The sequence below is a fragment of the Streptococcus sp. 2020WUSS084 genome (assembly GCF_044427445.1).
Lineage (GTDB): Bacteria > Bacillota > Bacilli > Lactobacillales > Streptococcaceae > Streptococcus > Streptococcus suis.
On sequence record NZ_JAOTGC010000008.1, the window covers coordinates 75,108 to 99,588 of the forward strand.

General features: G+C 39.9%; 16 protein-coding genes and 2 pseudogenes. 3 read left to right on the forward strand and 15 right to left on the reverse strand.

Features of this window, described 5'->3' with window-relative positions; genetic code table 11:
- Window positions 1-107 precede the first annotated feature (107 nt).
- From glgB to ODU50_RS06220, 4 genes are all read right to left on the reverse strand, one after another.
- Window positions 108-1,946 carry a 1,4-alpha-glucan branching protein GlgB gene (glgB, locus tag ODU50_RS06205; protein ID WP_105153587.1) on the reverse strand — a complete coding sequence of 613 codons (1,839 nt, stop codon included), beginning with the start codon at window positions 1,944-1,946 and terminating at the stop codon, window positions 108-110.
- 72 nt (window positions 1,947-2,018) lie between these two features.
- Window positions 2,019-3,464 carry a glycogen synthase GlgA gene (gene glgA / locus ODU50_RS06210; RefSeq protein WP_009909891.1) on the reverse strand — a complete coding sequence of 482 codons (1,446 nt, stop codon included), beginning with the start codon at window positions 3,462-3,464 and terminating at the stop codon, window positions 2,019-2,021.
- Window positions 3,465-3,472: 8 nt separating this feature from the next.
- Window positions 3,473-4,588 (reverse strand): glucose-1-phosphate adenylyltransferase subunit GlgD, encoded by a 1,116-nt coding sequence (glgD, locus tag ODU50_RS06215; RefSeq protein WP_009909890.1) that lies wholly within the window; start codon window positions 4,586-4,588, stop codon window positions 3,473-3,475.
- A 12-nt stretch (window positions 4,589-4,600) separates the two neighbouring features.
- Window positions 4,601-5,728, reverse strand: a complete 1,128-nt coding sequence (locus ODU50_RS06220) for a glucose-1-phosphate adenylyltransferase (RefSeq protein WP_105178540.1) — start codon at window positions 5,726-5,728, stop codon at window positions 4,601-4,603.
- A gap of 288 nt (window positions 5,729-6,016) precedes the next feature.
- Here ODU50_RS06220 and ODU50_RS06225 point away from each other — a divergent pair.
- A pseudogene (locus ODU50_RS06225) lies at window positions 6,017-7,180 on the forward strand (IS30 family transposase).
- A 296-nt stretch (window positions 7,181-7,476) separates the two neighbouring features.
- Here ODU50_RS06225 and ODU50_RS06230 read toward each other — a convergent pair.
- From ODU50_RS06230 to murD, 3 genes are read right to left on the reverse strand one after another with little or no spacing between them, the layout of a single operon-like run.
- Window positions 7,477-8,559: a cell division protein FtsQ/DivIB gene (locus ODU50_RS06230; protein WP_105152844.1), complete on the reverse strand. Its 1,083-nt coding sequence runs from the start codon at window positions 8,557-8,559 to the stop codon at window positions 7,477-7,479.
- A gap of 5 nt (window positions 8,560-8,564) precedes the next feature.
- Window positions 8,565-9,629 carry a UDP-N-acetylglucosamine--N-acetylmuramyl-(pentapeptide) pyrophosphoryl-undecaprenol N-acetylglucosamine transferase gene (locus ODU50_RS06235; RefSeq protein ID WP_032500041.1) on the reverse strand — a complete coding sequence of 355 codons (1,065 nt, stop codon included), beginning with the start codon at window positions 9,627-9,629 and terminating at the stop codon, window positions 8,565-8,567.
- Window positions 9,630-9,631: 2 nt separating this feature from the next.
- Window positions 9,632-10,981 (reverse strand): UDP-N-acetylmuramoyl-L-alanine--D-glutamate ligase, encoded by a 1,350-nt coding sequence (gene murD, locus ODU50_RS06240; RefSeq protein ID WP_105152843.1) that lies wholly within the window; start codon window positions 10,979-10,981, stop codon window positions 9,632-9,634.
- 170 nt (window positions 10,982-11,151) lie between these two features.
- Between murD and ODU50_RS06245 the strand changes: the two are divergent.
- Window positions 11,152-11,420: pseudogene (locus ODU50_RS06245) on the forward strand (IS982 family transposase); the annotation flags it as partial.
- A 113-nt stretch (window positions 11,421-11,533) separates the two neighbouring features.
- Here the strand turns inward: ODU50_RS06245 and ODU50_RS06250 are convergent.
- The 8 genes from ODU50_RS06250 to asnA form a co-directional block, all read right to left on the reverse strand.
- The gene (locus ODU50_RS06250) at window positions 11,534-12,403 is read right to left on the reverse strand and encodes a class C sortase (protein ID WP_105152842.1); all 870 of its coding nucleotides are present in this window, start codon (window positions 12,401-12,403) and stop codon (window positions 11,534-11,536) included.
- A 113-nt stretch (window positions 12,404-12,516) separates the two neighbouring features.
- A complete protein-coding gene (locus ODU50_RS06255) occupies window positions 12,517-13,959 on the reverse strand; it encodes a SpaH/EbpB family LPXTG-anchored major pilin (RefSeq protein WP_105152841.1) in 1,443 nt (480 codons plus the stop codon).
- A 106-nt stretch (window positions 13,960-14,065) separates the two neighbouring features.
- Window positions 14,066-18,985, reverse strand: a complete 4,920-nt coding sequence (locus tag ODU50_RS06260) for an InlB B-repeat-containing protein (protein ID WP_275576613.1) — start codon at window positions 18,983-18,985, stop codon at window positions 14,066-14,068.
- A gap of 49 nt (window positions 18,986-19,034) precedes the next feature.
- The gene (lepB, locus tag ODU50_RS06265) at window positions 19,035-19,625 is read right to left on the reverse strand and encodes a signal peptidase I (protein WP_136670715.1); all 591 of its coding nucleotides are present in this window, start codon (window positions 19,623-19,625) and stop codon (window positions 19,035-19,037) included.
- Complete coding sequence (locus ODU50_RS06270; RefSeq protein WP_024412663.1) at window positions 19,618-19,878, reverse strand: DNA repair protein; 261 nt, start codon at window positions 19,876-19,878, stop codon at window positions 19,618-19,620. Before ODU50_RS06270 ends, lepB begins: the two co-directional genes overlap by 8 nt.
- Before the next feature lie 705 nt (window positions 19,879-20,583).
- Complete coding sequence (locus ODU50_RS06275) at window positions 20,584-20,832, reverse strand: DUF3165 family protein (protein ID WP_105105551.1); 249 nt, start codon at window positions 20,830-20,832, stop codon at window positions 20,584-20,586.
- Window positions 20,833-20,849: 17 nt separating this feature from the next.
- Window positions 20,850-22,697 (reverse strand): translational GTPase TypA, encoded by a 1,848-nt coding sequence (gene typA, locus ODU50_RS06280; protein WP_024388233.1) that lies wholly within the window; start codon window positions 22,695-22,697, stop codon window positions 20,850-20,852.
- A 132-nt stretch (window positions 22,698-22,829) separates the two neighbouring features.
- The gene (gene asnA / locus ODU50_RS06285; protein WP_105152840.1) at window positions 22,830-23,822 is read right to left on the reverse strand and encodes an aspartate--ammonia ligase; all 993 of its coding nucleotides are present in this window, start codon (window positions 23,820-23,822) and stop codon (window positions 22,830-22,832) included.
- 195 nt (window positions 23,823-24,017) lie between these two features.
- Here asnA and ODU50_RS06290 point away from each other — a divergent pair.
- The coding region (locus ODU50_RS06290) for a helix-turn-helix domain-containing protein (RefSeq protein ID WP_398581362.1) at window positions 24,018-24,481 on the forward strand (464 nt) is incomplete at its 3' end.

Here is a 24,481-nt window from a genome sequence, read left to right on the forward strand (position 1 = left end):
CATGCAAAAAAGAATGGAGTAAGTGAGCCACACCCCAAAAGTTAGACAGAAAATTGGGGTCGGTTCAATACTCCATTCTTTATAGATAATTATTTCACAATAGATAATTATTTCACACGCTCTAGATAAAAACTGGTCAAACGTGGTACAGTAATTCTGGCTCCATTTTCATCGGGATAGAGGCTAAATGTGTCCATTGGAATAGCATTAGATGAGAAGACAAGTTTATATTCGCTGTCAGCTGGCAAATCCAAGTGTACATCAAATAGTTCTTGATCATTAAAGTTATGAATAGTCAAGATTTCTTGCACATCACTAGTGCGAGAAAAAGCATACAGGCTTGCTTCTTCATCTATTTTTACCCAATTAAATCCTTTTTCATAGGCTTGGTAGTCATATTTCCAGAAAGCATCATGTTCTTTATAGAAAGTAGATAATGTTTTCATCATTTGATAGAAAGAATGGTGGATTGGAAATTGTAGCAGTCCCCAGTCCATTTCTGTATATTCGTGCCATTCACGGATATGACCCCATTCATTTCCCATGAAGAGTAATTTCTTTCCAGGATGGGCAAAGTAAAAGCTGTAGTAGACTCGAGCCAGATGGAACTTATCTTCGTAGTCGCCATTCATTTTCTCGATAATGGAGTGCTTCCCATGAACAACTTCGTCGTGCGAAAGTGGTAGTAAGAATTGCTCGTTTTGGTTATAGTACATACCAAAAGTGATTTCATTTGAGTGATATTTTCGATAAATAGCAGGGCGTTCCACGAATTTTAGTGTATCATTCATCCAGCCCAGATCCCATTTCATATCAAATCCGATACCGCCATCTTCTAGAGGATGTGTGACTTTAGGGAAGCTTGAAGAGTCTTCAGCAATCATCAAGACTCCCTTATAGTCGGTATGGACCATGGCGTTGACACGTTTGATAAAGTCAATAGCGGCATGATTTATCTTATCTTCATCTGTTTCACCACGCCAATAGAGGAGATAAGATAGTGCATCAACACGGATGCCATCAAAATGGAAATATTCCAACCAATATTTTAAATTAGAAAGAAGGAAAGAACGAGTCAGTCCTTTTCCAAGGTCAAAATTAGCAGTCCCCCACTGGTGGTTTTCACGGTCTTGTTCGTAGGAGTATTCGTATAGCCAACTACCATCAAATTGGTAGAGCCCATGAGCATCTTTACAGAAATGAAGTGGTACCCAGTCAAGAATCACTCCGATTCCTGCTTGGTGACATTGGTCAACTAAATACTTAAGTTCATCTGGCTTGCCATAGCGACTAGTTGGACTGTAGTAGCCTGTTACCTGATAGCCCCAAGACGCATCGAGAGGATGCTCGGTAATTGGCAATAATTCAATATGTGTGTAGTTATTTTCCCTGATATGTTCGATGAGAAGTGGAGTAATTTCCTTATAACTATTGAAAGCTTCTACAGGAGCTCCTCCTTCATTTTTATTAGCAAATTTTTGCTTCCACGAACCTAAGTGCACCTCGTAGATGGATACTGGCTGTTCTTTAAAATCATAGTTAACACGATTATACATCCAGATGTCATCTTTGAATTTATAACGCGAATTGTAGGTTGTAGAGGCAGTGTCTGGACGAACTTGGCTGAAAAATGCATAAGGGTCAGCCTTATATATTTCACTCCCATCGTGTGTGATAATCAGGTATTTATAATCTTCAAGGGATTTTAATCCGTCTACATAAAGTTGAAATACTCCATCAATTTCACGCTCCATAGAGTGACTGCGTTGCCACTCGTTAAAGTTGCCAACTAAGAATACTTCTCTGGCATTTGGGGCATAGACACGAAATTGGGTTCCGATAATTTTGTTTCCTTCTTTTATAATATGAGCACCCATTTTTTCGTAAAGAGTGGTATGCTCACCAGTATTCATATAATATAAATCTAGGTCAGTAAATTCTGTCATAGCAATCTCCATTGCCGAAAAGGAGTGGACTAGGGTCCCACTCCGATTCAGTATATTTTTTCATCTTATTTCCTAACCACTAATTTCACGGTAGAGCCAGATGTATTTCTCTGCCGAAGCTGTCCAACTAAAATCACGCTTCATAGCTTGTTCAACCATGGCATACCAGTCATCGGGACGGTCATAGTAGGTTTGAAGGGCTAAATCATAGACTTGTCGCATATTGTAAGCGTCACGCCCTCCAAAGCTAAAACCAGTTCCTTCCTTGGTAGACATATTGTATGGTGCTACAGTATCAACCAAGCCACCTGTTTCACGCACTAGAGGGAGTGTTCCGTAGTGCATTGAAATCAACTGGCTAATGCCGCATGGTTCAAACATAGAAGGCATGAGGAAGAGATCACTTGCTGCATAAATTTGGTGGGCAAGTGGTTCATTGTAACCACGGTAGAATGCAAATTTATCAGGATAAGCATGTTTAAAGTGATTAAAGGCATTTTCAATGTCTTCCTCACCATTTCCTAAGATAACAAATTGGACATGGGCTTGAAGAAGATGGCCAAGTACCTCGGTCAAGAGGTAGAACCCTTTTTGCCATGTCAAACGAGAGACGATACCTATCAATAGGACATTCTCATCTTGGGGAAGGGCAAATTGTGCTTGCAGGGCCAGTTTATTAGCCTTTTTACTTTCAATCGTTTCAAGACTATAATTTCTCACAAGGTACTGGTCTGTTTGACTATCCCAACTGTCATAGTCGATACCATTGACAATACCAACCAAGTCATATTTGCGCAACTCTAATACATGTTGCATGTTTTCACCGAATTCTTCCGTTAGGATTTCGCGAGCATAAGTTTCAGAAACTGTAGTAACCTTGTCAGCGTATAGGATACCAAGCTTCATGAAGCTGATACATTCATCATGAAAACGTGCAATACCATCCAAATAGTAGCTATAGTCCATGCCAAGCGCTGACCAAAGTGCTTGTTTGTGGAAAATACCTTGAAAAGCCAAGTTATGAATAGTGAATACATGCTTGATATTACGGAATTCTTCGCGGTAGCTATAGAAAGTACGGCAAAGGAATGGAAGGGCAGCAGTGTGCCAGTCATGTGTGTGCATGACATCCGGGAAGAAATGAAGTGCTTCTAACAGACGACATGTAGCATGTTGGAAATAGCCAAAACGCATGGCATCATCGTCGTATCCATATAGTTCATCGCGTTCAAAGAAATCGCGGTGCTCAATAAAATAGAATGTTACTCCATCAACAACCTGACTGTAAACATTTGCCATAGATTGGATGTCGCCAGCCCGCACATCAAAACTTGATACGTAATCGAAATCAGAGTGATTGTTTACTGCAATTTTTTTGTAGAGTGGTAGAACGACTCGGACATCTAAACCCTGTTTTACCAATTCTTTTGGTAAAGAGCCAATAACATCAGCCAATCCGCCAGTCTTGATGAATGGAAGTCCCTCGGATGCTACAAAGAGAACAGATTTTTTTGTCATGTTAGCTCCTAAATGATTTGGTGTGGTTTCAAGTATGAAGGCGAAGTTTCGCTTCCCTTGATGTCAATTGGGTGAATAATTTTAGTTGCTTTATCGATAATTGCATTTTCAATATTCGCCCCACTCTTGATTGTCACGCCATTGAGAATGATTGAGTTTTTGATAACAACGCCTTCTTCGATGATAACATCGCGGTCAATGACTGAATTTTCGACTTGACCATTGATGTTCGCCCCGTTTGAAATTAGGCTACGTTTGACCTCTGCCAATGGACCATACAAACATGGTGAGCTATCACTTGTTTGGGTATGGATTGGCCAATCATGTTTGAAGAGGAGTTTGCGGGTATCTTGGTCGATCAATTCAATTTGAGTATTGAAGTAGGAAGCAGTCGTATTGATACATGCGACATAATCACGATGTGCATAGCCCATAATCTTGTACTGGTCAACTGTATCACGTAAAATATCTTTTAACCAGTAGAGAGATGACACTTTGTTAGCACGTTTAATCAAGTCGATAAATGTAGTCCGTTTCATAATGTAGGCTTCAAGGGAAACGGGACGGTTTTTATATTTACCATGGTTTTCCTCAAAAGCTACGACACGATGGTCTTCACCAAATTTGAGAGTTTGGCAGCCGATGAAATTTTCTTTAGCATCTGAAACGTTTTTATAAAGAACGGTAATATCAGCATCCGTTGCGATATGGTCATCCATGACTTTTGAAAAATCCTGGCTATAGATGAAGTAAGATGGAGCAACTAGTACATAATCTTTTGTAGAATTTTCGATGTAGTGGATGTTTTCTGTGAAAGCATTAATATCGTGACGATAGACACTATTTGGGTCTGTTGCGCTATTGAGCAAGCGAAGGGTACCGCGTTTACTGTTGATATTATAGTGTTTTCCTGTACCAACGTGCTGAATTGTTGAACGCATTTCGGCAGGCATGTACACTTGGAATTCTGTAATTCCAGAGTTTGACATATTGGATAGAGCAAAGTCAATTAGGCGATAACGACCTAAGAAACCGAAAGCTTGTACGCCACGGTGCTTCATCACATCACCAAAATGTACGTTGTTTCCTTCAATATTTACAATTCCGAGAGTATTTCTTAGCATAGCAGTCCTTTCTTACTTGGTTACATTCTTGTCGATCAAGAGGATATGGTCGATGTCTCCTGTGAGTTTAACTCCGTCAGCAATTTTAATATTTTCAGCGACGATGACGTAGTCAAGCTCAACACCTTCGCCGATAATAGCACCAGGCAGGACGACAGAATTTTTTACGACGGCATCTTGGTTGACCTGTACATCTGTTGAAATAACAGAATGTACTACTGTACCATCAATAACTGCTCCTTTATCAATATAGGCAGATTTAACAGTTGCAGTCGCACCAATGACTTGGGCAGGAGATCCCTTATCCTCTGAATAGATTCTCCATGAGCGATCAGAAAGGTCCAAATCTCCAGCGTGATCAATCAAGTCCATATTGGATTCCCAGAGGCTGTTAACGGTACCTACGTCTTTCCAATAACCACGGAATGGATGGGCAATGAGAGTGCGGCCATCTTCTAAGTATTTCGGAATGATGTCATGCCCAAAATCGTGAGATGAAGTGTCCAATTTGTCATCTTCTTGAAGGTACTTTTTCAAGGTCTTCCAAGTGAAGATATAGATACCCATTGATGCCAAATTGCTCTTAGGATTTTCTGGTTTTTCTTCAAATTCTTCAATACGGTAATCTTCGTCCGTATTCATGATACCAAAACGTGAAGCTTCTTTGATTGGAACTTCGATAACCGCAATCGTGGCATCTGCTTTTTTCTGAATATGTGTATCAAGGAGTTTGTCGTAGTTCATCTTATAGATGTGGTCACCAGACAAAATCAATACGTACTCTGGATCGTGAAGATCAATGAAATCGATGTTCTGTGTAATAGCGTCGGCTGTACCTTTGTAAAGTCCGAAACCTTCGATTTTTTCACTCGGTGGCAATACAAAGACACCAGATCCTTGTACATCAAGCCCCCAACGTTGAGATTGAGCAACGTATGAGTTCAAGAGAACAGGCTCATACTGAGTCAAAACTCCGACAATATCAATACCTGAGTTGGCACAGTTACTGAGAGGAAAGTCAATAATGCGGTACTTTCCGCCAAATGCGACCGCTGGTTTGGCGACTTTTTTTGTCAACCCTTCTAGACGTGTTCCACGTCCACCAGCAAGAATCATAGCTAACATTTTATTTTGAGCCATCTAACCACTCCTTAATATATATGATACATGTATTATAGCATAGAGTATAAAAAAATGAAAGCGTTTCCTTAAAGAAAAGTGAATTATTTTCATTTTTCTTTTCAACGTCTTTCATAAATGTATCATAACATATTGTATTTTGTTTGTCTATATAAAATGGTATTTATTTTTAGTCGAATTTTACCAGTAAATTCCCAAAGTAAGTTCTAGTCTGTCTTAAAAACTGGAAACTGGAATGAGACAAAGAAATAAGGTAGAACTTACTATGGGACAAGTTGGTAACCGACAATGAAAAACAAACACTTAACTCTCTCTGATCGCAATGATATTCAAATAGGAATTGAACAACTTAAGCCCTTCTCGGCTATCGCTGTTAAGCTAGGAAAAGATTCGTCCACAATCTCAAAAGAAGTTCGGAGAAATAGAGTGGTTAAAGAAAATTCTGTGACATCTAATTGTGAAACCTGCCCTCTACTCAAAAAGGCTCCCTACGTTTGTAATGCCTGTCCGAAAAAGAGAAGCAACTGAGGATACCAGAAACAGTTCTACTACGCAAAAAGAGCTCAGCTTGATTATGAAGCTAAGCTCTCAGAGTCGAGAACAGGTGTTGCCCTAAACAAGGAAGAATTCTATCGCATGGACGAGATTGTCTCTTCTGCCATCAAAAAAGGACAACACCTCAACCACATCATCGCCTCAAACGAACTGGCGGCATCCAGAGCTTCTATCTACCGATCCCTTGAAAAAGGCTATCTTTCCACAAAACCCATTGATTTCCCACGTGTCGTGAAATTCAGAAAACGGAGAACCAGAAAACTACAACCCATTCCTAAATCTGCCAGAGAAGGACGATCCTACGAGGACTTCCAACGCTTTCTCACAAAAGAAGGCATCAGCTATTGGCTGGAAATGGACACCGTTACTGGACGTATCGGCGGAAAGCTGCTTCTCACCTTTAATCTCTCCTACTGCAACTTTATATTCGCTCGATTACTGGATAATAAAACAGCTAATGAGGTCGCTAAACACCTCTACGCTATCAAGAATGACCTGCACCAGAAAGAGATGAGCTTCTGCGAACTATTTCCTGTCATTCTGACCGACAATGGTGGTGAGTTCGCTAGAGTAGACGATATCGAAATGGATGTTCGCGGAGAGTCTAAGCTATTCTTCTGTGACCCAAATCGTTCTGACCAGAAAGGGAGAATTGAGAAAAACCACACACTTATCAGAGACATTCTTCCTAAAGGAAGTTCGTTTGACAACTTGACACAGGAGGACATCAACCTGGTTTGTTCGCATGTCAACAGCGTCAAACGAGCTGCTTTCAACGGAAAATCGGCTTATGAACTCTTTACGTTTACCTACGGTGAAGAATTGGCAACACTTTTGGGAATCTCTAAAATTGACCCTGAGAACGTCATCCAATCACCTCGATTATTAGATAAGTAATCGCTCGTTTTTATCATAAAAATAATTTCAAAATAGAAAGGAACTTGTCCCAGCCAAAATTCCAAATAGCTAGAACTTACTTTGAGACGTCTCAGAGCCAGTAACTTTAGTGTACTCTTTTTTTCAACATTTTCAACCCTAAAAATTCCTTGAATCTGCAGCTTTAGGCAAAAACAGAACTTAGTCTGAGACTAAATTCTGTTGGTGTTATGCAGTTTTCTCAAAGTAACTTCTGGAAGGACGGGAACTAGAACTTACTTTGAGAATTTACCTTTTTCTTTACAAAATTATCTATTTCAGCTTGCATACCTATAAATACCAACTTCCATATCAATTGTTGTTGGAACAGTCACTTCTGCTGCTATTTTTGTATAGTAAGACATCTTCTGGCTAATCTCACCCAACGGGATTAATACAGTATTTCCATCTCTCATATTGAATGTCAACAAATCCGCGGTCACTTTACTCGGCGTTAAATTTATTGTCTGAATAGCAGAACGAATTCCTGCATCTATTTTCCCCAATTCAATGGCTAGTTCCTTGATTAATTCCTTGTCGGATAAATTGATTGTTGTATAGCCTTCTGGCAAGGAATCCTGTGAAATCGGTTCACCGCCAATCTCTCCACTAGACAATACCGGATACCACTGGTTTTGTTGCTGAATGTAGCCTATTATAGCGTATTCTTTGATGTGAATGGTAAAGGTAGCCGGAAACTGGAACTTGATTGTTGCTGTCTCAACGGACGAACTATTCTTCTTAATATTCTTTGCGTAAGCATCTGCATGCAAAGCTATGGTTACAATGTAATCATCTGGAGAAATCAGACTATAATTTTCCACCTGTTCAGCAGTCAGTCGCTCATTTCCAACGACCTCTATCTGTTTTTTCTTGCTGGTTGGAGAAATAAAATACAGAGCCGACGCTGCCAGTAACAAACTCGTCACAAGAACCGGAATAGCTTTCCAGACTACTTTGGAAGGAATATCAACTTTTAAAGTTTGAACCTTTTCCCCTGTTTCCTTTTTAGATTCCAGACTCTCTGTTTTTCTTTCTATTCCCTGAAAAAGGACCCTTTTACTCTTTTTAGCTTTTGGGCTCTTCTGTTCCGCCTGCCCTTCGTCAACTGCCTGAGCATCTGCCTCATCTTTATGAGCAAGGTAGGCTTGATGGCGTGCTTTCCATTGTTCGAAAAAGGCACTTTTTTCATCATCCGGAGCAGTCATCTCAGGTATGTCTACATCCGTAGAAAGTCCTTTTTCTTCGGCTAATACAGATTCTTTCTCTGCTGGTGAAATTTGTTCTGAATCCAATTCTACTTGGGATGCCTGTTCCACTTCTAGCACTGATTCTTCTACATTTGAATCTTTTTCTGTCATAGAACCTACCTTCCCATATCTTCTCTAAGCAAATTGTAAAAACTATCTACTGACTGAATTTCATTAGAATTTGCCATGTTTTGGATATAAAATTCCTTATTTTTCAATAGCTCATCGACTTCTACTAACAGGCTGGCAAATGTCAATTGACTTTCATCAATCTGCTTAGAATATCCCTTTTTCTCTGCATAGAGAGCATTTTCAATTTGATCCCCTCGACTGGCCTGCCGTCCTAGTGGCACAATCAAATGGAGTTGTTGCATGGCAATCAACTCAAACAGAGTATTGGAACCACCACGGGTAATAACGACATCCGCTAAATCCATCAACGGTTGATAAAGTTCTGTCACATAGTCAACTCTATATAGGTTTTTATCTAATTGGTTGAGACTACTGTCCCCTGTCAAGTTGATAATATTGAATCGTTCGGTCAGAGCAGCACTATTCTGACTGATTAAATCATTAAAGACCTTAGCACCGCCCGAACCACCTACAAACAGTAAGGTCGGCAGACTTTTATCGAAGTGACTGAGAATTTCTGGCAACTGAATTGGTGTAACTTTGTCATTCGTTTGCCCCACTTTTGTAACCGCACCAACATGTTTTACTTTAGTCAAGCTGGCAGGTTGCTCAAAAGTACTATACATGGTTGTCGCAAATTTATAGGCTATTTTATTGGCCAGTCCCATTGTTAAGTCTGATTCATGGATAAAGACCGGAACCCGCAGCAAATTAGCAGCAATAACTGGTGGAACCGATACAAACCCACCTTTTGAAAAAAGAGCTTGCGGACGAATTTTAGCAATAATGGCCAAGGATTGAAGAACACCAAAACCAACTTTAAACACGTCCAACATATTTTGGAAAGAGAAATAACGGCGTAATTTCCCAGTCGAAATAGAATGAAAATGGACATCTAAACCTGATTTCACAACCTGCTCATGCTCAATACCGTTCCCATCACCAATATAGTGGACTTCCCAGCCTTCTTCCAAAAATCGCGGAATCAAAAGGAGATTGAGCGTCACGTGCCCAACAGTCCCTCCGCCTGTAAAAACAATTTTTTTCATGATTATTTCAACTCCTCAAAGGTCTGTAAGAAGACATCGCCACGCACTTCAAAATTGGCATACATATCCCAGCTTGCATTGGCTGGACTTAAAAGGACAATATCTCCTTTTTCCGCAATGGCAAAGGCTTTTCTAGTCGCATCCGCAATATCGAGAGCTTCTATCGTTTCCACTTCTGCCTTATCTGCAGCACGTTGAACACGGGGAGCTGATTGACCAAGGATCACCATTTTCTTTAGTCCGACCAAATCAGGGACTAATTCATCAAATTCATTACCACGGTCCAAGCCACCTGCAATCAAAATGACCTTGCTATTGTCAAACCCTGAAAGAGCTTTTTGAGTCGCTAAGATATTGGTAGACTTACTATCATTGTAGAAGGAAACCCCGTTGATTTCACCTACAAATTGCAAGCGGTGTTTGACACCTCCAAAGGCAGACAAACTTTCCTGAATCGCTTGCTGATCTACTCCCAACAATTTTGCAACCACAATTGTTGCCAAGGCATTTTCAACATTGTGTGAACCTGGAACACCAATTTGGTCAGCATCCATGATGTATTCACCCTTGAAATAGAGTTTTCCATCTGCCAAATAAGCTCCATCAACTACTTCCTGTGTTGAAAATGGAACAACCATTGCCTTGGTCTGTCCAGCCAATTCCTTAGCCTCTTTCTGGTTGAAGTTGATTACCACAAAATCCTCAGCCGTCATCTGACGCTGAATCATCCATTTAGCTGCTACGTAGTCTTCAAAAGTCCCGTGATAATCAATATGACTGGCAATGAGGTTGGTCACAACGGCGATATGCGGATGGAAAGATTCTGTCCCCATTAACTGGAAAGATGATAATTCCATCACCAAGGTATCCTCTGCAGTCGCAGTTTGAGCGACCGAAGATGCTGGATAACCAATATTTCCACATAATTTTGCAGGTTTATTTCCAGCATTCAAGACTTCTGCAATCATGGTCGTTGTCGTTGTCTTGCCATTCGAACCTGTAATCCCCACGATTGGAGCATCTGATACCAAGTAGGCCAATTCAACCTCTGTCCATACTGGAATTCCTTTTCCAATTGCTTTTTCAACCATAGGATTATCATAGCGAATTCCTGGATTTTTTACCATCAAAGCGAAATCTTCATCCAATAATTCCAAGGGATGGTTCCCGCAAATAACACGAATACCATCTTCCAACAAAGATTGAGCAGTCGGATTTTCTTCAAAAGGCTTTCCATCGTTAACAGTGACGATAGCACCCAATTTATCTAGGAGACGGGCTGCAGATTCCCCTGATTTAGCTAAACCTAGCACTAACACTTTCTTATTTTTTACAATATCAATCATCTTCATCTCAAATACCTTTACTTTCTAACACCTTATTTTACCCTTTACGAAGACCTTTTTCAAGCCAGAGGACAGAAAAGTAAACTCTACCCGTGGTGCTAGTTCATTTCAAAATACAATAAAAAGCCCAAATGGACTACACTGTAAGCGACGAAACATACAGAGGGGTAGTCCAAATGAGCCACTTACAGTATACCGCTAAATCTCATCATTTGCAATGGAATGTACGCCAATTATCACAAATTTGTCATCACTTCTACCCTTCAAATATCGGCGAAATGTTGGCTTAGCCAAAGTTTCAGATGAATCGCTCCTTGTCTTGCTTTTGTTACAAGCTGAACTAGGTATGACATCTCAACGCCATTTCTACAACATCTGCCACCTCTTTTCTCGTGGTCCGTTACTAGAAAGAAGTCGTTTCAATCGTCGGTCTAGGCAATTGATTTGAGTTGACAGGAGGTTAGAAGTTAAACAATTACCTCATTCAGCCATATTGTCTAATGTCTATAATAGAAAAATGTTCCAGAGTCAAATCGACTTTGAAACATTTTCAATAGTTCAAAATTTCTTGGGAACTAAAAAATCATCCAACACTTGATTCCTATTCCAAGAACGAAATGTTTTACTAGTTGTTATAAAAATATAAATTAAGATTACAAATAGAATTGGAGTTGCGATAAATGGAGCAATAAAAATTGCTTTAATTTGGATAGCATCAGAGGTAACCAAAGCACTACCATTAACATTTTCAATACGATAGCCACGAACTAATAGCCTATGTGTATTAATACCGTAGGGTGTACAGGTTACCAAAGTCAATAAGTCTTTCTGAGGTTCTATGGTAAGAGCCGATAAATCTGATGGCTCAACCACTCGAATCTGGTCCACTTTATAAGTTAGTGTTTCATTGAGAACGTGAATGGTAAATATATCGCCTTCTCTCAACTTATCTAAATCAGAAAACAGACGGGCAGATGGGAGCCCACGATGCCCTGAAAGCACACTATGAGTTCCCAAACCTCCTACAGGCAACGATGTTCCTTCTAGATGTCCAATAGAAGTCTCTAAAACCGTTTCGTCTGTCCCATGAAATATAGATAACTTGACATCAATTTTAGGAATCTCAATATAGCCCATGATGCCATCTTTATTGAAATTCAATTCCTGATTATAGGCTTCAATGTCAGATGCAGTCACATTCCAGTTTAAGGGGTTTTCTTGATTATACTGGCGCGCACTATCAATGATTTCTTTGTATTGATCCTCTGTCATATCTGATACTGTGTCAGAATAGGACATAATGGCCTCTGATTGGTGGAAGGAATTCCAATAATCACTGACCGATGGATAAGCCAATAGTCCAATCCCCAATATAAAAATTAATGGCATGATAAAAGACGGAACTTTCTTTTTGAGCCATTTGATCATGAAATCCCCTCCTTTCCTTATGTTAAGACCAAAGAAATATCTTCGGAAATACTTCCACTCTTGCTTTTGCACTTCCGAAGATAGATTCTAAATATTAGGTATTGTATGGACAATTAGATATTGTTCATACGACGTTTTGAAATAGTATAAACCAATGCTACCAAAAGTAGAATTGAACCAACTAGATAGAATAAAGTTGTTCCAATCGCACCAGTGCTTGGCAAGACACCACCCTTTTTATTGACGATATTTGCTTGAGCTGTGTTATCTTTCGTAACTTCGATGGCTTGACGCTCTGTCAAAATATTATAACCATTCGGTGCTTTCACTTCTTCAAGATAATAGGTCGTGCTATGTTTCAGACCTTTAATCACAACTTCGCCAGCTTCAATCGCAACGCCTTGCTCATCAGCCTGCGCAACACGATATACTCCGTCAGATTCCTTGACAACCTTGATTTCAGTTCCATTATTGACTGCATCATAAAGCTTAAATTCTGCTCCAGTCAGAGTAGCTTTTGCTTCGTTTGTTTTCTTCAAAGTGAAACGGTGAGTGGTTACTTTTGTTGTTTCAGTTGGCTTGTCTGGATCAACTGGTGTTGGAGGAGTTGCTGGATTATCAATTGTATTGTAACCAATAGTCGCTGAGTTGGTTGCTTCTCCCTCCTTGGCATCTTTAGTCACCACTGCTGAGTAGGTGATAATAACTTCAACTGGAGAGTTATAGATGGTTTTATTATTGGCTGCCGCATCCGCCCATGTAAGGACAAGATTCATTTTGCCTGTTGCATCAAAAGTCTTCGAAATTTTTGCTGTGATATCCACACCATCCACTTTAACGTTAACAGAATTTTGATTAATTGCGAGGGCTGTTGGTGTATCTGTAATTGTATAAGAAACAATTTGCGTAGTTTGTCTGTCTTTGGTCAGATAGTTTGTCGCATTAAACTTAATTTGGAAGTTAACTGTATCACCAATCTTTGCAGTTGTTTCACTAGTTGTAGCACCATTGCTAAGGATTTTCTTACCACCACCATCATTTGGATCTGGAATGGTTGGTTTGGTGGTATTTTTATCAATAACTGTTACATTCGGTTTGGTGCTATCAACTGTGATGATGGAACCTAGTGAGGATTCAATATAGTAATAACCATAAGGTACGTTAGTAAAGACAAGAGTATTGTCCTCAGCTTGTGCAGACACAATCTTCTCGCCATTAGCAACTGCCCATCCTTTAAATTCTGCAGATGTCAGATCCGCTCCTGCTTTTGCAGTTACATTTCCTTTGCTGTCCACTTCGAACCAAGTATCACCACCAAAGTTCGTTGCAGTTTTACCAGCAGGAAGTTTGTATGAGATACCAGAACCATCTGTGGTTACAGTTGCATCAAAGAGTTTATAGGCAGTGTAAGTTTGACCTTGTGAAGCGTTAGAGACAGTAATAGTGCCTGCTCCACTTTTTCCGCTATCAACAGTTTGCGCCAAGGCCGTGGAACCAAAAGCGAAGACTGTCAGTACTGCCACAAGGGATGTAAAGAATTGTTGTAATTTTTTCATAATATTCCTTCTTTTATTTATTTGGATTAGGTCTAAGAAACTGGACGTTACTTAGAAAGCTGAGACGATTTACTACTAAGGGATTTGGAGATTGTCACTATCTCCTTTACCTTCGACATTGAACAAACAGATGCATCAGATAGGAGATGGCTATGAGGACAAGGCCAGAAAGAATAAACCACTTCTGTCCATCTCCGCCTGTGCTTGGCAAGGCTTTGCCTTGCTCATTGGCCACTTGGATGCGATGACTGGCATCACCACTAACCTTGGTAAGCGTTGCTCGTTCCGGACTAGCATCCTTGCCTGCTTCATCAGACAAGGAAACTGTGTAGAAGGAATATGTCTTATCTTCGTTAAAGATTTCCTTGATGCTGAAGTAGATATAGCTATCCAAGACGATAAAACCATCAGGTGCTGCCAATTCTTGCAGACGGTAGCGACCAGCTTCCAAGCCTACTGGTATCCGAATACCATCATTGCTGGTTATGGCAAATTCCTGCGCCCCATCTACCTGAACCCAGTTCAAACCATCCCATTTGCTCAATTCAAACTTACCACCTGAAAGGGCCTGCCAGGCCAGGTCTGTTTTCTGAATCTTGATGACTTCTTTGACCTTGAGCTGGCCAAACTGGATATCTAACTCATAATTAGCTAAATTCGTGCCAGATTTTGGAGCATATTCAAAGAAATTTGGCATCATTCCAGAATCGATTGGACCGCCTAGGAAGGTTGGTATAATCCCTTCGCCATCGACAAAACCTGTGTAGTCAACACCAGCAGGTACAGAGACTGTGATATTGTCAGCACGAAGCTCGCTACCGTCATAAGCCTTGCTAGCGGAGTCAGATGTTATGGTCAGTTGCCGTCTATCTATTCTTAATTCCCCATCAGAAATCAAGAAATCAACCTTGAAATTTTGATTACTATTAGAGAATCTATTTTGCAAAGATAGTGGGTAAATGCCAGCATCCTTTTTCTTAACTGTCTGTTCGGCGCTTGCGCCATTAAAGCTGATGTCAGATTCTTTATAGAGACCGCTAGTATCTTGGATTTCGGTGACTTTATATCCTATAGTTGCTGTCTCGCCATCATAGACCTTCGACTTCTTCTCACCTTTAATCACTATAACAACTGGTTGTTGCTCAACAGTCAGATTAGCGGGCTGATAGGTTATATGATAGAAGTTGGTTCGATCAGCCCCAGTCGCGTCAATAATTTTAGCATTTTTAGGCGTTGTAGCACTAACTCCTGTATCTGTTTGGCTACCATCGTAACGGATGACAGTCAGATTGTCTCCTGCTTTCAATGCTGTACTGTAAGTAGGTTTTAAATCAGATAGACCCGAACTTGATAGGGCAGTGCCATCATAAACTTTGGACTTATCTAATGCGGTCAGTGTTAGGTTTTTCTTATAATAGAGATCAATGGTTATGTGGCCACCCTTACTTACACGGTATACTGTCTTATCAGCTGCATTCTCACTGTCTAACGAATGATCATAGGTATAACCATTTATAGTCTTATGATCTACCACGAAACTACCTGGTTTCTTTCGGTAAACTACCAATGGTTCTTGACCATCGATTTTCTTACCATCCATATCCAAATAATTTACCGTAAAGGTTTGAGTATCGAATCCGACATATTCAAAAACAATCACATTATTTGCATCATTAGAAGTTAGAATCAAACTTTGAGTATTTACAGTTGGATAGTAATCCATTTCCAGCATTTCAGCAGTAACACCAGACTGACTCTGCAAATGCTGTTTATTCACATCTGCAGCAGCTTCTTTCGCACGGATGATACTTCCGTCAACCTTACGAGTAACTGTAGGCGCTACCTCAATAGCTGGGTTATCCTTCAAGACATACTTGATGGTGTAAACAACATCTTTTACCTTCGGTGTATAGTAGAAAGTTATTTCGTTCCCTCTAAAATTCAGGTTAATTGTTTGACTACTCTTATCTGGTCGATAACCTGTAATTCCCAATGCCCTTTCTGTGATAGCTTGATTCAATACAAGCGCTGGGCTCGTAATCACTTTATCAGCAGCCAGTTGCGTATTTGTACCTGCTTCAAGATAGCGAACAGTATAAGTCAAAGGTTTCAATTCCCACTTGGCAGTCAACTTGACATCTTTGGTTACTTGGTCACTCCAACTATAGAGTTTACCATCTTCTGTAGACCAACCAAGAAAATTGTAATGTTCCCTCGTTGGATCAGCAGGGGCCTTAGCGTATTTGTATTTTTCAACACTTTGATCGGCAGGGGCGGTTCCATTACCACCGTTGATATCAAAAGCAACCTTAAATTTTGGAGCAATCCACTTAGCATAGAGAACTAAGTTATTGGCAGGCATTTTATTAAAGTTATACTTCTCTGTCAATAACGAATCTGTATACCAACCACCCCATGTATAGTCTGGGTCAACATTGTTTGATCGTTCTGGTATGTAATTATGAGTAGAATCATCAATACTACGCTCGAACGGAATCCTATCAATTGTCCTTAACCGACTACCATTAAAGTAATAATCTATCTTGTAATTTGTTCTGTTATAGTAAAAGCGATATACATAGGGATTCCCTCTTGTTTGAGACGCTTGATAACCAGGAGGAGTATAATTTCCCTGATAAGTATATCCAAAGATTTCCTTAGCTGTCAGTCCACCTGTTCGAATAAAGGACTGGCTGTATTTATTCGACAGGACATAAAGATTTGGATTATCAGCTGATTGTAGCCAGTACTCAACAGAGGCTCTTGTCCCAGAATTTATCCAAACTGCCGTTTGAAAGATTAGATTATTTTCACTTGCCAAGTTCAATAGATCAGGTGTTACCTCGAACCGCTTAGTTTTAGAACGTGACTCTCTCCAGTAATCAAAAAAGTAATTTCCATACTCATCATAAACTTCTTCTGAAGAAGAGGGCCAAAGACTAGAAATATCTTGTCCTAAAACTACATTCGGAATAGTGTAATTCGAAAGATTATAGGTCACATTGTTAATTCTGATACGGCCCGTATCCCAATAAGCAGGACCGTTCAAGTTGAACACAAAGGTGTATCTCTTTAACTTATAGTAAACCGGCAAAATTGAACTGCCATCTGCTGCTATCTCAACAGTTGAGGTAGCATTTTCAGTAGCATCTACTTCATGATAAGGCAGATTAGTGGGAATAGTCGGTGCATTTGTTGCGGAAACAGTCGTACCTACTTTTGCCGTAGCCTCTTTGGCACTATCGTAAACCCACTTAATAGTTCCCGTAGCATTATCGTATTGTTGCTTATAATAAACAACTGTATAAGCAACTGAATTCGGTGTCCACTTCGCATACAAAGTTGTATCTTTCTTTAAAGTGAGGAAATTCGTAATCTTGCTACCAGTCAGGTCAGGATTATCATACCAACCTTCAAATGTATATCCTTCTTTAGTTGGGGTAGTTGTCGAAATCTTAATCCGGCTATCATACAGACCAGATTGTTGTGAAACATTACTCCCACCATTGGAATTATAAGAAAGTGTAAAGTTTTTTCGAGTATAATAAACATACATTTTTTGACCACTAGCACTATCGATTTTTTTAGTATCAACGCGCTCAAAGTCAGCATAACTGTATGTTAAGATTTGTGGCGTAACAGTTGAACCTAGAACTCCACGAGTAGGAACTGTCTGAATATCAGAATATCCTGAACCAGTCAGATTCTTAAGTTTATAAACAACTTCATACTCAGCATTATATGGAACAAACTTGACACGTTCAGAAATGCGATTATCATCTACTCCATCTGCTAAGTCTAGTTCTTCTAACTTATCTCCAGTGAACTCAAGAATGGGTTTTTCAGGGTAGTAAACAGCCACTGCTGGTAAGGAGGGATCCTCTTTATTGCTCACCTCCGTAGAAGCAGGTGGTGTCAGTTGATACGGAGTATCACTAACTTCCAGCTGTACGGTTTCTTTATCAATCGTAATATCTTGGTTTTTAGAAACATTGTGGTAGAAGTATGTAACATCAATAGTATAAATATTGATGTTATTAAATACCGCTTCAGCAGTCAGGTCGCCAGTAATCACCGTATTTTCATCAATCCGCTCACCAGTAGCTTTATTAATCCAATGCGAAAATACATAACCGTTTTTAAAAGGCGCTTCTGGCAAACTACCGAGTGTCGTCCCTACAGTCTTATCAATCAAGCTCGTAATGATTTGTTCTTGACCCGCTGTGTCAATATAGGTAAACTTGACAGTATAATAATTTGCTAATACATCACCATAAACAGAAAAATGGCTAGCGTCAAAACTAATCTCGGAAATTTGTTGCTCATTTTCCTTCGTTTCAGCCTCTAAAAACTCTATCTGGCTATTCTCTTCAAAGTGGACAATTTTCAGCTTACTATCATCGGGTCGTCGAACCAATTCCTTGTTTATAATCTTAATCTTCACAGGGGCTGCCGGCTCGACCTCTTGCCCCCGGTAAGAAAAATGAATATCAAAGAATCGTGCATATACCAAGTTTTTAACCCCAAGATTCTCCTTCGTTTTCTCATAATGTGCCTGGTATTCTTCTGATTGGCTATCCAATTCTCTAACAATTAACTCAACGCCTTTTGGAAATTGAGCAGTAGCATCAAATTCAGCAGTCAATTCATAATCATGAGAACTATAAACCATTGTAGTTGGTTCGGTAATCCGTTCTTGGTCAAAAATATTCTTACTACTCTCGTCTGCAGATACTGATACCGGTGATTCAACTTGAGTAGAAGCTTCCGTTTGATGTGGTTCGACAACAGCTTTTATCCCAGCTTCAGTGCTCGTTTCTAATATACTACTACTGTCTGATGGTAACTGTTCCAAGCCAGTATTTATACCAGAAGTTTGATTTACCTTATCTTGGTCCAGTGTCAGAGCTGGTAAAATCAATGCATACGTTGTTACAAATACAACCACAACAGCTACAAAATTAACAAATTTTCTATATTTTTTCTGCCATAAAGATAATCTTTTAAACTTAAAATTATTTTGCATGTTCCTCCCCCTAAATTGCTTTAACTATCTAACTTTAAGTTCATCATTTTTAATCAATTACTCCCATCTCTGTCAAAGGCCATACTCTAAAAACCAATTTACCAACAATCTGTTCATTAGAGACTGTACCAATAGCGTTGTTTCGCGAATCAATGGACTCTTTCCGGTTATCTCCCATGACAAAGATTCGATTTTCCGGTACCTGATAGGGAAACTCAATATCTGTATGACCATAATCCCTATTTGCCAAATATGGCTCGTCCAGTTTTTTCTTATTCACATATACATTGCCTTCTTCATCCATATCTACCCAATCCCCAGCTTCAGCGATGACGCGCTTGACCAGAATATTGTTATTGTAATAAAAAGCAACAACATCACTGCTTTCAAAATCATTGCTCTTTACTGATACAACGATGTCCCCACTATTCAGGGTTCCTTTCATTGAATCTCCGTATATTCTCAAAATAGGCAAAAATAATACAGCGATTAGTATTGCAAATGCTGCAACTACTACCAACATAAACACTGTACTTTTCACTGTCCTCCAAAATGTATGTCTATATCTTTCATGCTGATATAGCTCTTTTAATTCTGAAGTTTTTGGAAGTTCCTTTCCCCTGAGGTTTGAACTATTCATGAACATCACCAATTTTGTTTTTCACATTATAGAGATATAAATCAGCAGCTTTTTGCGCTTCTTCAAAAATATTAGTCAGTCTCATTGAGGCTTCCGCTATGGAGCCAGATTGACTAATCATAATTCTTCTATCAGCCAACTCTGTTTTAATCTTCTCAAGTTGATTTCTCAAGCAATCAATCTCTTCACTTTGAGCCAACATAATCTCATATAACTCAATTCGCTTTAATTTCCGAAGATCTTTTACATCCATCTGCGTTTCCTCTCTTTTACCAAAATATTATACAATTAAATTGAGGTGCAACTTAATAACAATACTTGGTATTTTACTATAGTTTCCATTTATTGTCTAGTAATATGAGTTTTCTAAGGGAAAACTGTTAGCAATATTTTATAAAACGAATCCCTCTCATTTAGGTGTTAATGGCTAATATAGTTATTTAATTTGTCTTTAATTACTTTAATGTAGGGATGTCTTTCCCACTCCCGTCAATTATAGAGATCAGCTTCAGACTGTAAAACGCAAATTGCTAAGATGTTGATAAAAGTTGGCGGCGGCAGCTCATTGCCTTGTATGGTCTAATGAATTAGCTTTCAGACAAGGAACCGATGTGCAGGTAGCTAGAACAGCCTAGAGGCTGTTCTAGGTTGGAAATAAGACATGCGAAACGAGTCACTTTCGTAGAGTGCGGCAAGCTGAAAGCGGCGATGTATCAGAGTTAATTTAAATGACTGTACTAAAAACTTGCTATTTTGGGGATTTCATTGAGTATTAAAATTTATCTACATAAAAACACCTTGAAAATGCGCTTGTCATTTATTATAAATAACGAGAGCTTCTTCAAGATGTATCACAGAATATAATTTCTTTAGCTAATAGATTGCCACTACTGTCCAAAAAGCTGGATAAAATTCCTTAGTAATATCGTATTACGGTATTCAAAAATCAAAGACTCTGCTAAAATTTTGTATCGTCATTTAATTGATAAATATCCCGCATCGCCCAAAAACCAATCAGAATCATTAGTAGACCAACCCAAATTTCCTTTGGAAATTGCACGATTCTTAAAAATCCAAGTACCAAGGCAATCACTAATGCTACCAGTAAAAATACTGCCGCAATCAAATTCATAGTCCCCTTAATATTGCGAGGTGCAATAAAAATATAAAAAAGTACTAACATGATGGCAAGGATTAAATAAAACATGCTTCTTCTCCTAGAAATTATTCCTCAGTCGCTAATTTTTTCTTCTTCGCAGCCTTATCACGCTCTGCCTTGTTCAAGATTTGCTTACGAAGACGGATAGATTCTGGCGTTACTTCCATGTATTCATCATCGTTCAAGAATTCTAGTGATTCTTCAAGAGTCAAGATACGTGGTGTCTTAATTACAGACGTTTGGTCTTTGGTAGCTGAACGAACGTTGGTCATTTGTTTTGCAGTTGTGATGTTAACTGTCAAGTCATTTTCACGCGAGTTTTCACCGATAATCATTCCTTCGTACACTTCAGTACCTGGGTTTACAAAGATGGTACCACGCTCTTCAATACGCATGATAGAGTATGTCGTTGCCTTACCTTGGTCGATAGAAACAAGGGCACCACGGTGACGACCACCGATCTCACCTTGAACAACTGGCAAGTATTGGTCGAAAGTATGGTTCATGATACCATAACCACGAGTCATTGAAAGGAATTCTGTTGAATAACCAATCAAACCACGCGCAGGCACAAGGAAAACAAGACGAGTTTGACCATTACCTGTCGCAACCATATCCAACATATCACCCTTACGCTCAGATAGGGATTGGATAACAGAACCTTGGTATTCTTCTGGAGTATCGATTTGCACGCGCTCGAATGGCTCCATTTTCACGCCGTCAATTTCCTTGATGATAACTTCTGGACGTGATACTTGAAGCTCATAGCCTTCACGACGCATGGTTTCAATCAAGATAGACAAGTGCAATTCACCACGACCTGAAACAGTCCATTTATCTGGAGAGTCAGTAGGGTCAACACGGAGAGAAACGTCTGTTTGCAACTCGGCCAAAAGGCGCTCTTCAATCTTGCGAGATGTCACCCATTTACCTTCACGACCTGCAAACGGTGAGTTGTTCACCAAGAAAGTCATTTGAAGAGTTGGCTCATCGATACGAAGAACTGGAAGTGCCTCAACTGCATCTGTCGGAGTCACAGTTTCACCAACGAAGATGTCTTCCATACCAGAAACGGCAATCAAATCACCAGCTTTTGCTTCTTGGATTTCTTTACGCTCAAGACCGAAGAAACCAAAGAGTTTTGTAACGCGGAAGTTTTTCGTTGTGCCATCTAGCTTAGAAAGGGTAACTTGGTCACCTACTTTAACAGTTCCACGGAAGACACGACCGATACCGATACGACCTACGAAGTCGTTGTAGTCCAAAAGGGATACTTGGAACTGCAAAGGCTCATCTGAGTTATCGACTGGCGCTGGAATATGCTCGATAATGGTATCAAAAATTGGTGCCATTGTTTCTTCTTGGTCATCTGGATTGTCAGACAAGGAAGAAGTTCCGTTGATAGCTGACGCGTAAACAACAGGGAATTCCAACTGGTCATCATCTGCACCCAATTCGATGAAGAGTTCAAGTACTTCATCCACAACTTCTTCTGGACGAGCAGAAGGCTTGTCAATCTTGTTGACAACGACGATTGGTGTCAAGTTTTGTTCAAGTGCTTTTTTCAATACGAAACGAGTCTGCGGCATAGTACCTTCGTAGGCATCTACGACAAGGACAACACCGTCAACCATTTTCATGATACGCTCAACCTCACCACCGAAGTCCGCGTGTCCTGGTGTGTCCATGATGTTGATACGAGTACCGTTATAAGCTACGGCAGTGTTTTTAGCAAGGATAGTGATTCCACGCTCTTTTTCGATGTCATTTGAGTCCATGGCACGCTCATCCAACTGCGTACGCTCATCAAGTGTTTGGGATTGTTTCAATAATTCATCAACGAGGGTTGTTTTTCCGTGGTCAACGTGGGCAATAATGGCTACGTTACGGATGTCTTCTCTAAGTTTTGTCATAATATCCTCTATATATTTTAATTTAACTAAAAAAGTATATCATAGATTGGCGCAAAAATCACAGATAATCTTGTTGTAAATGTTTTCAGATAGCAGATTGAAAGCAGAAGAAAAGAGATTGAAGCCAATCTCTTATAAAATGTTCTCAAAATTATCGCGCACTTCTTGTGGCCAAACACTGGACTGGACTTCACCAATATGTTTCTTACGAAGCAAGAACATGGCCAGACGGGATTGACCGATACCGCCACCGATTGAAAGCGGGAAGAGACCATTCAAAAGAGCCCGATGCCAATCAAATTCCAAACGGTCCTCGTCACCTGTAATCGCAACCTGGCGCTTAAGCGCTTCTTCATCTACACGAATCCCCATTGAGGACAACTCAAAGGCTGAACCAAGTGCTTCGTTCCAAACCAAGATGTCTCCATTGAGTCCTTTGTAGCCTGCTTCTGATGGGCTTGTCCAGTCATCATAGTCTGGTGCACGTCCATCATGTGGTTTACCATCTGCCAGTTCACCGCCGATACCGATTAGGAAAACTGCACCGTATTCTTTGGCAACCACATTCTCACGCTCTTTTGGTGTCAAGTCTGGGAAGTTCTTTACCAAGTCCTCTGTGTGGATAAAGGTGATTTTCTTTGGTAAAACAGACTCAATGTCGTAACGAGCTTCAACTGCCAATTCGGTCAGACGGATAGCCTTGTAAATCTGCTCTACCGTTTCCTTCAAGTAAGCTAAATTCCGACGGCCATCAGGAATAACCTTCTCCCAGTCCCATTGATCCACGTATACTGAGTGAATGGGATCCAAGGAATCCTCGTCAGGACGAAGAGCCTTCATGTGAACAAAGAGCCCTTCTCCCTCATTAAAACCGAATCGAGCCAAGGTATGGCGCTTCCACTTAGCAAGTGAGTGAACCACTTCATAGGTCACATCTGGAATTAACTTCACATTAACAGTAACCGCATTCTCCACACCGGACAAATTATCCTGCATACCATCCCCGACACGACTCAAAATCGGTCCTTGCACTTCTACGATTTCTAGCTTGTCTTTCAAATACTGTGTGAATGTATTTTTAACGAAAGAAATCTCCTCTTGCTGATGAATGAAGCTCTTCTTCATACCTTACCTCCTTAAATTTATACACCCTATTATACTCTTTTTTACCTACTTGTAAAGTCTTTTTATTAAATATTCTGATAATTTAATGGAGGAGTAAATTCCCAAAGTAAGTTCTAGTCTGTCTTAAAAACTGGAAACTAGAATGAGACAAAGAAATAAGGTAGAACTTACTATGGGACAAGTTGGTAATCGACAATGAAAAACAAACACTTAACTCTCTCTGATCGCAACGATATTCAAATAGGAATTGAACAACTTAAGCCCTTCTCGGCTATCGCTACTAAGCTAGGAAAAGACCCGTCCACAATCTCAAAAGAAGTTCGGAGAAATAGGGTGATAAAAGAGAACTCTAGTACCTCCAATTGTGAGACCTGCCCTCTGCTCAAAAAGGCTCCCTACGTTTGTAATGCCTGTCCGAAAAAGAGAAGCAACTGCGGATACCAGAAACAGTTCTACTACGCAAAAAGAGCTCAGCTGGATTATGAAGCTAAGCTCTCAGAGTCGAGAACAGGTGTTGCCCTAAACAAGGAAGAATTCTATCGCATGGACGAAATTGTCTCTTCTGCCATCAAAAAAGGACAACACCTCAACCACATCATCGCCTCAAATGAACTTTCGGCATCCAGAGCTTCTATCTACCGATACCTTGAAAAAGGCTA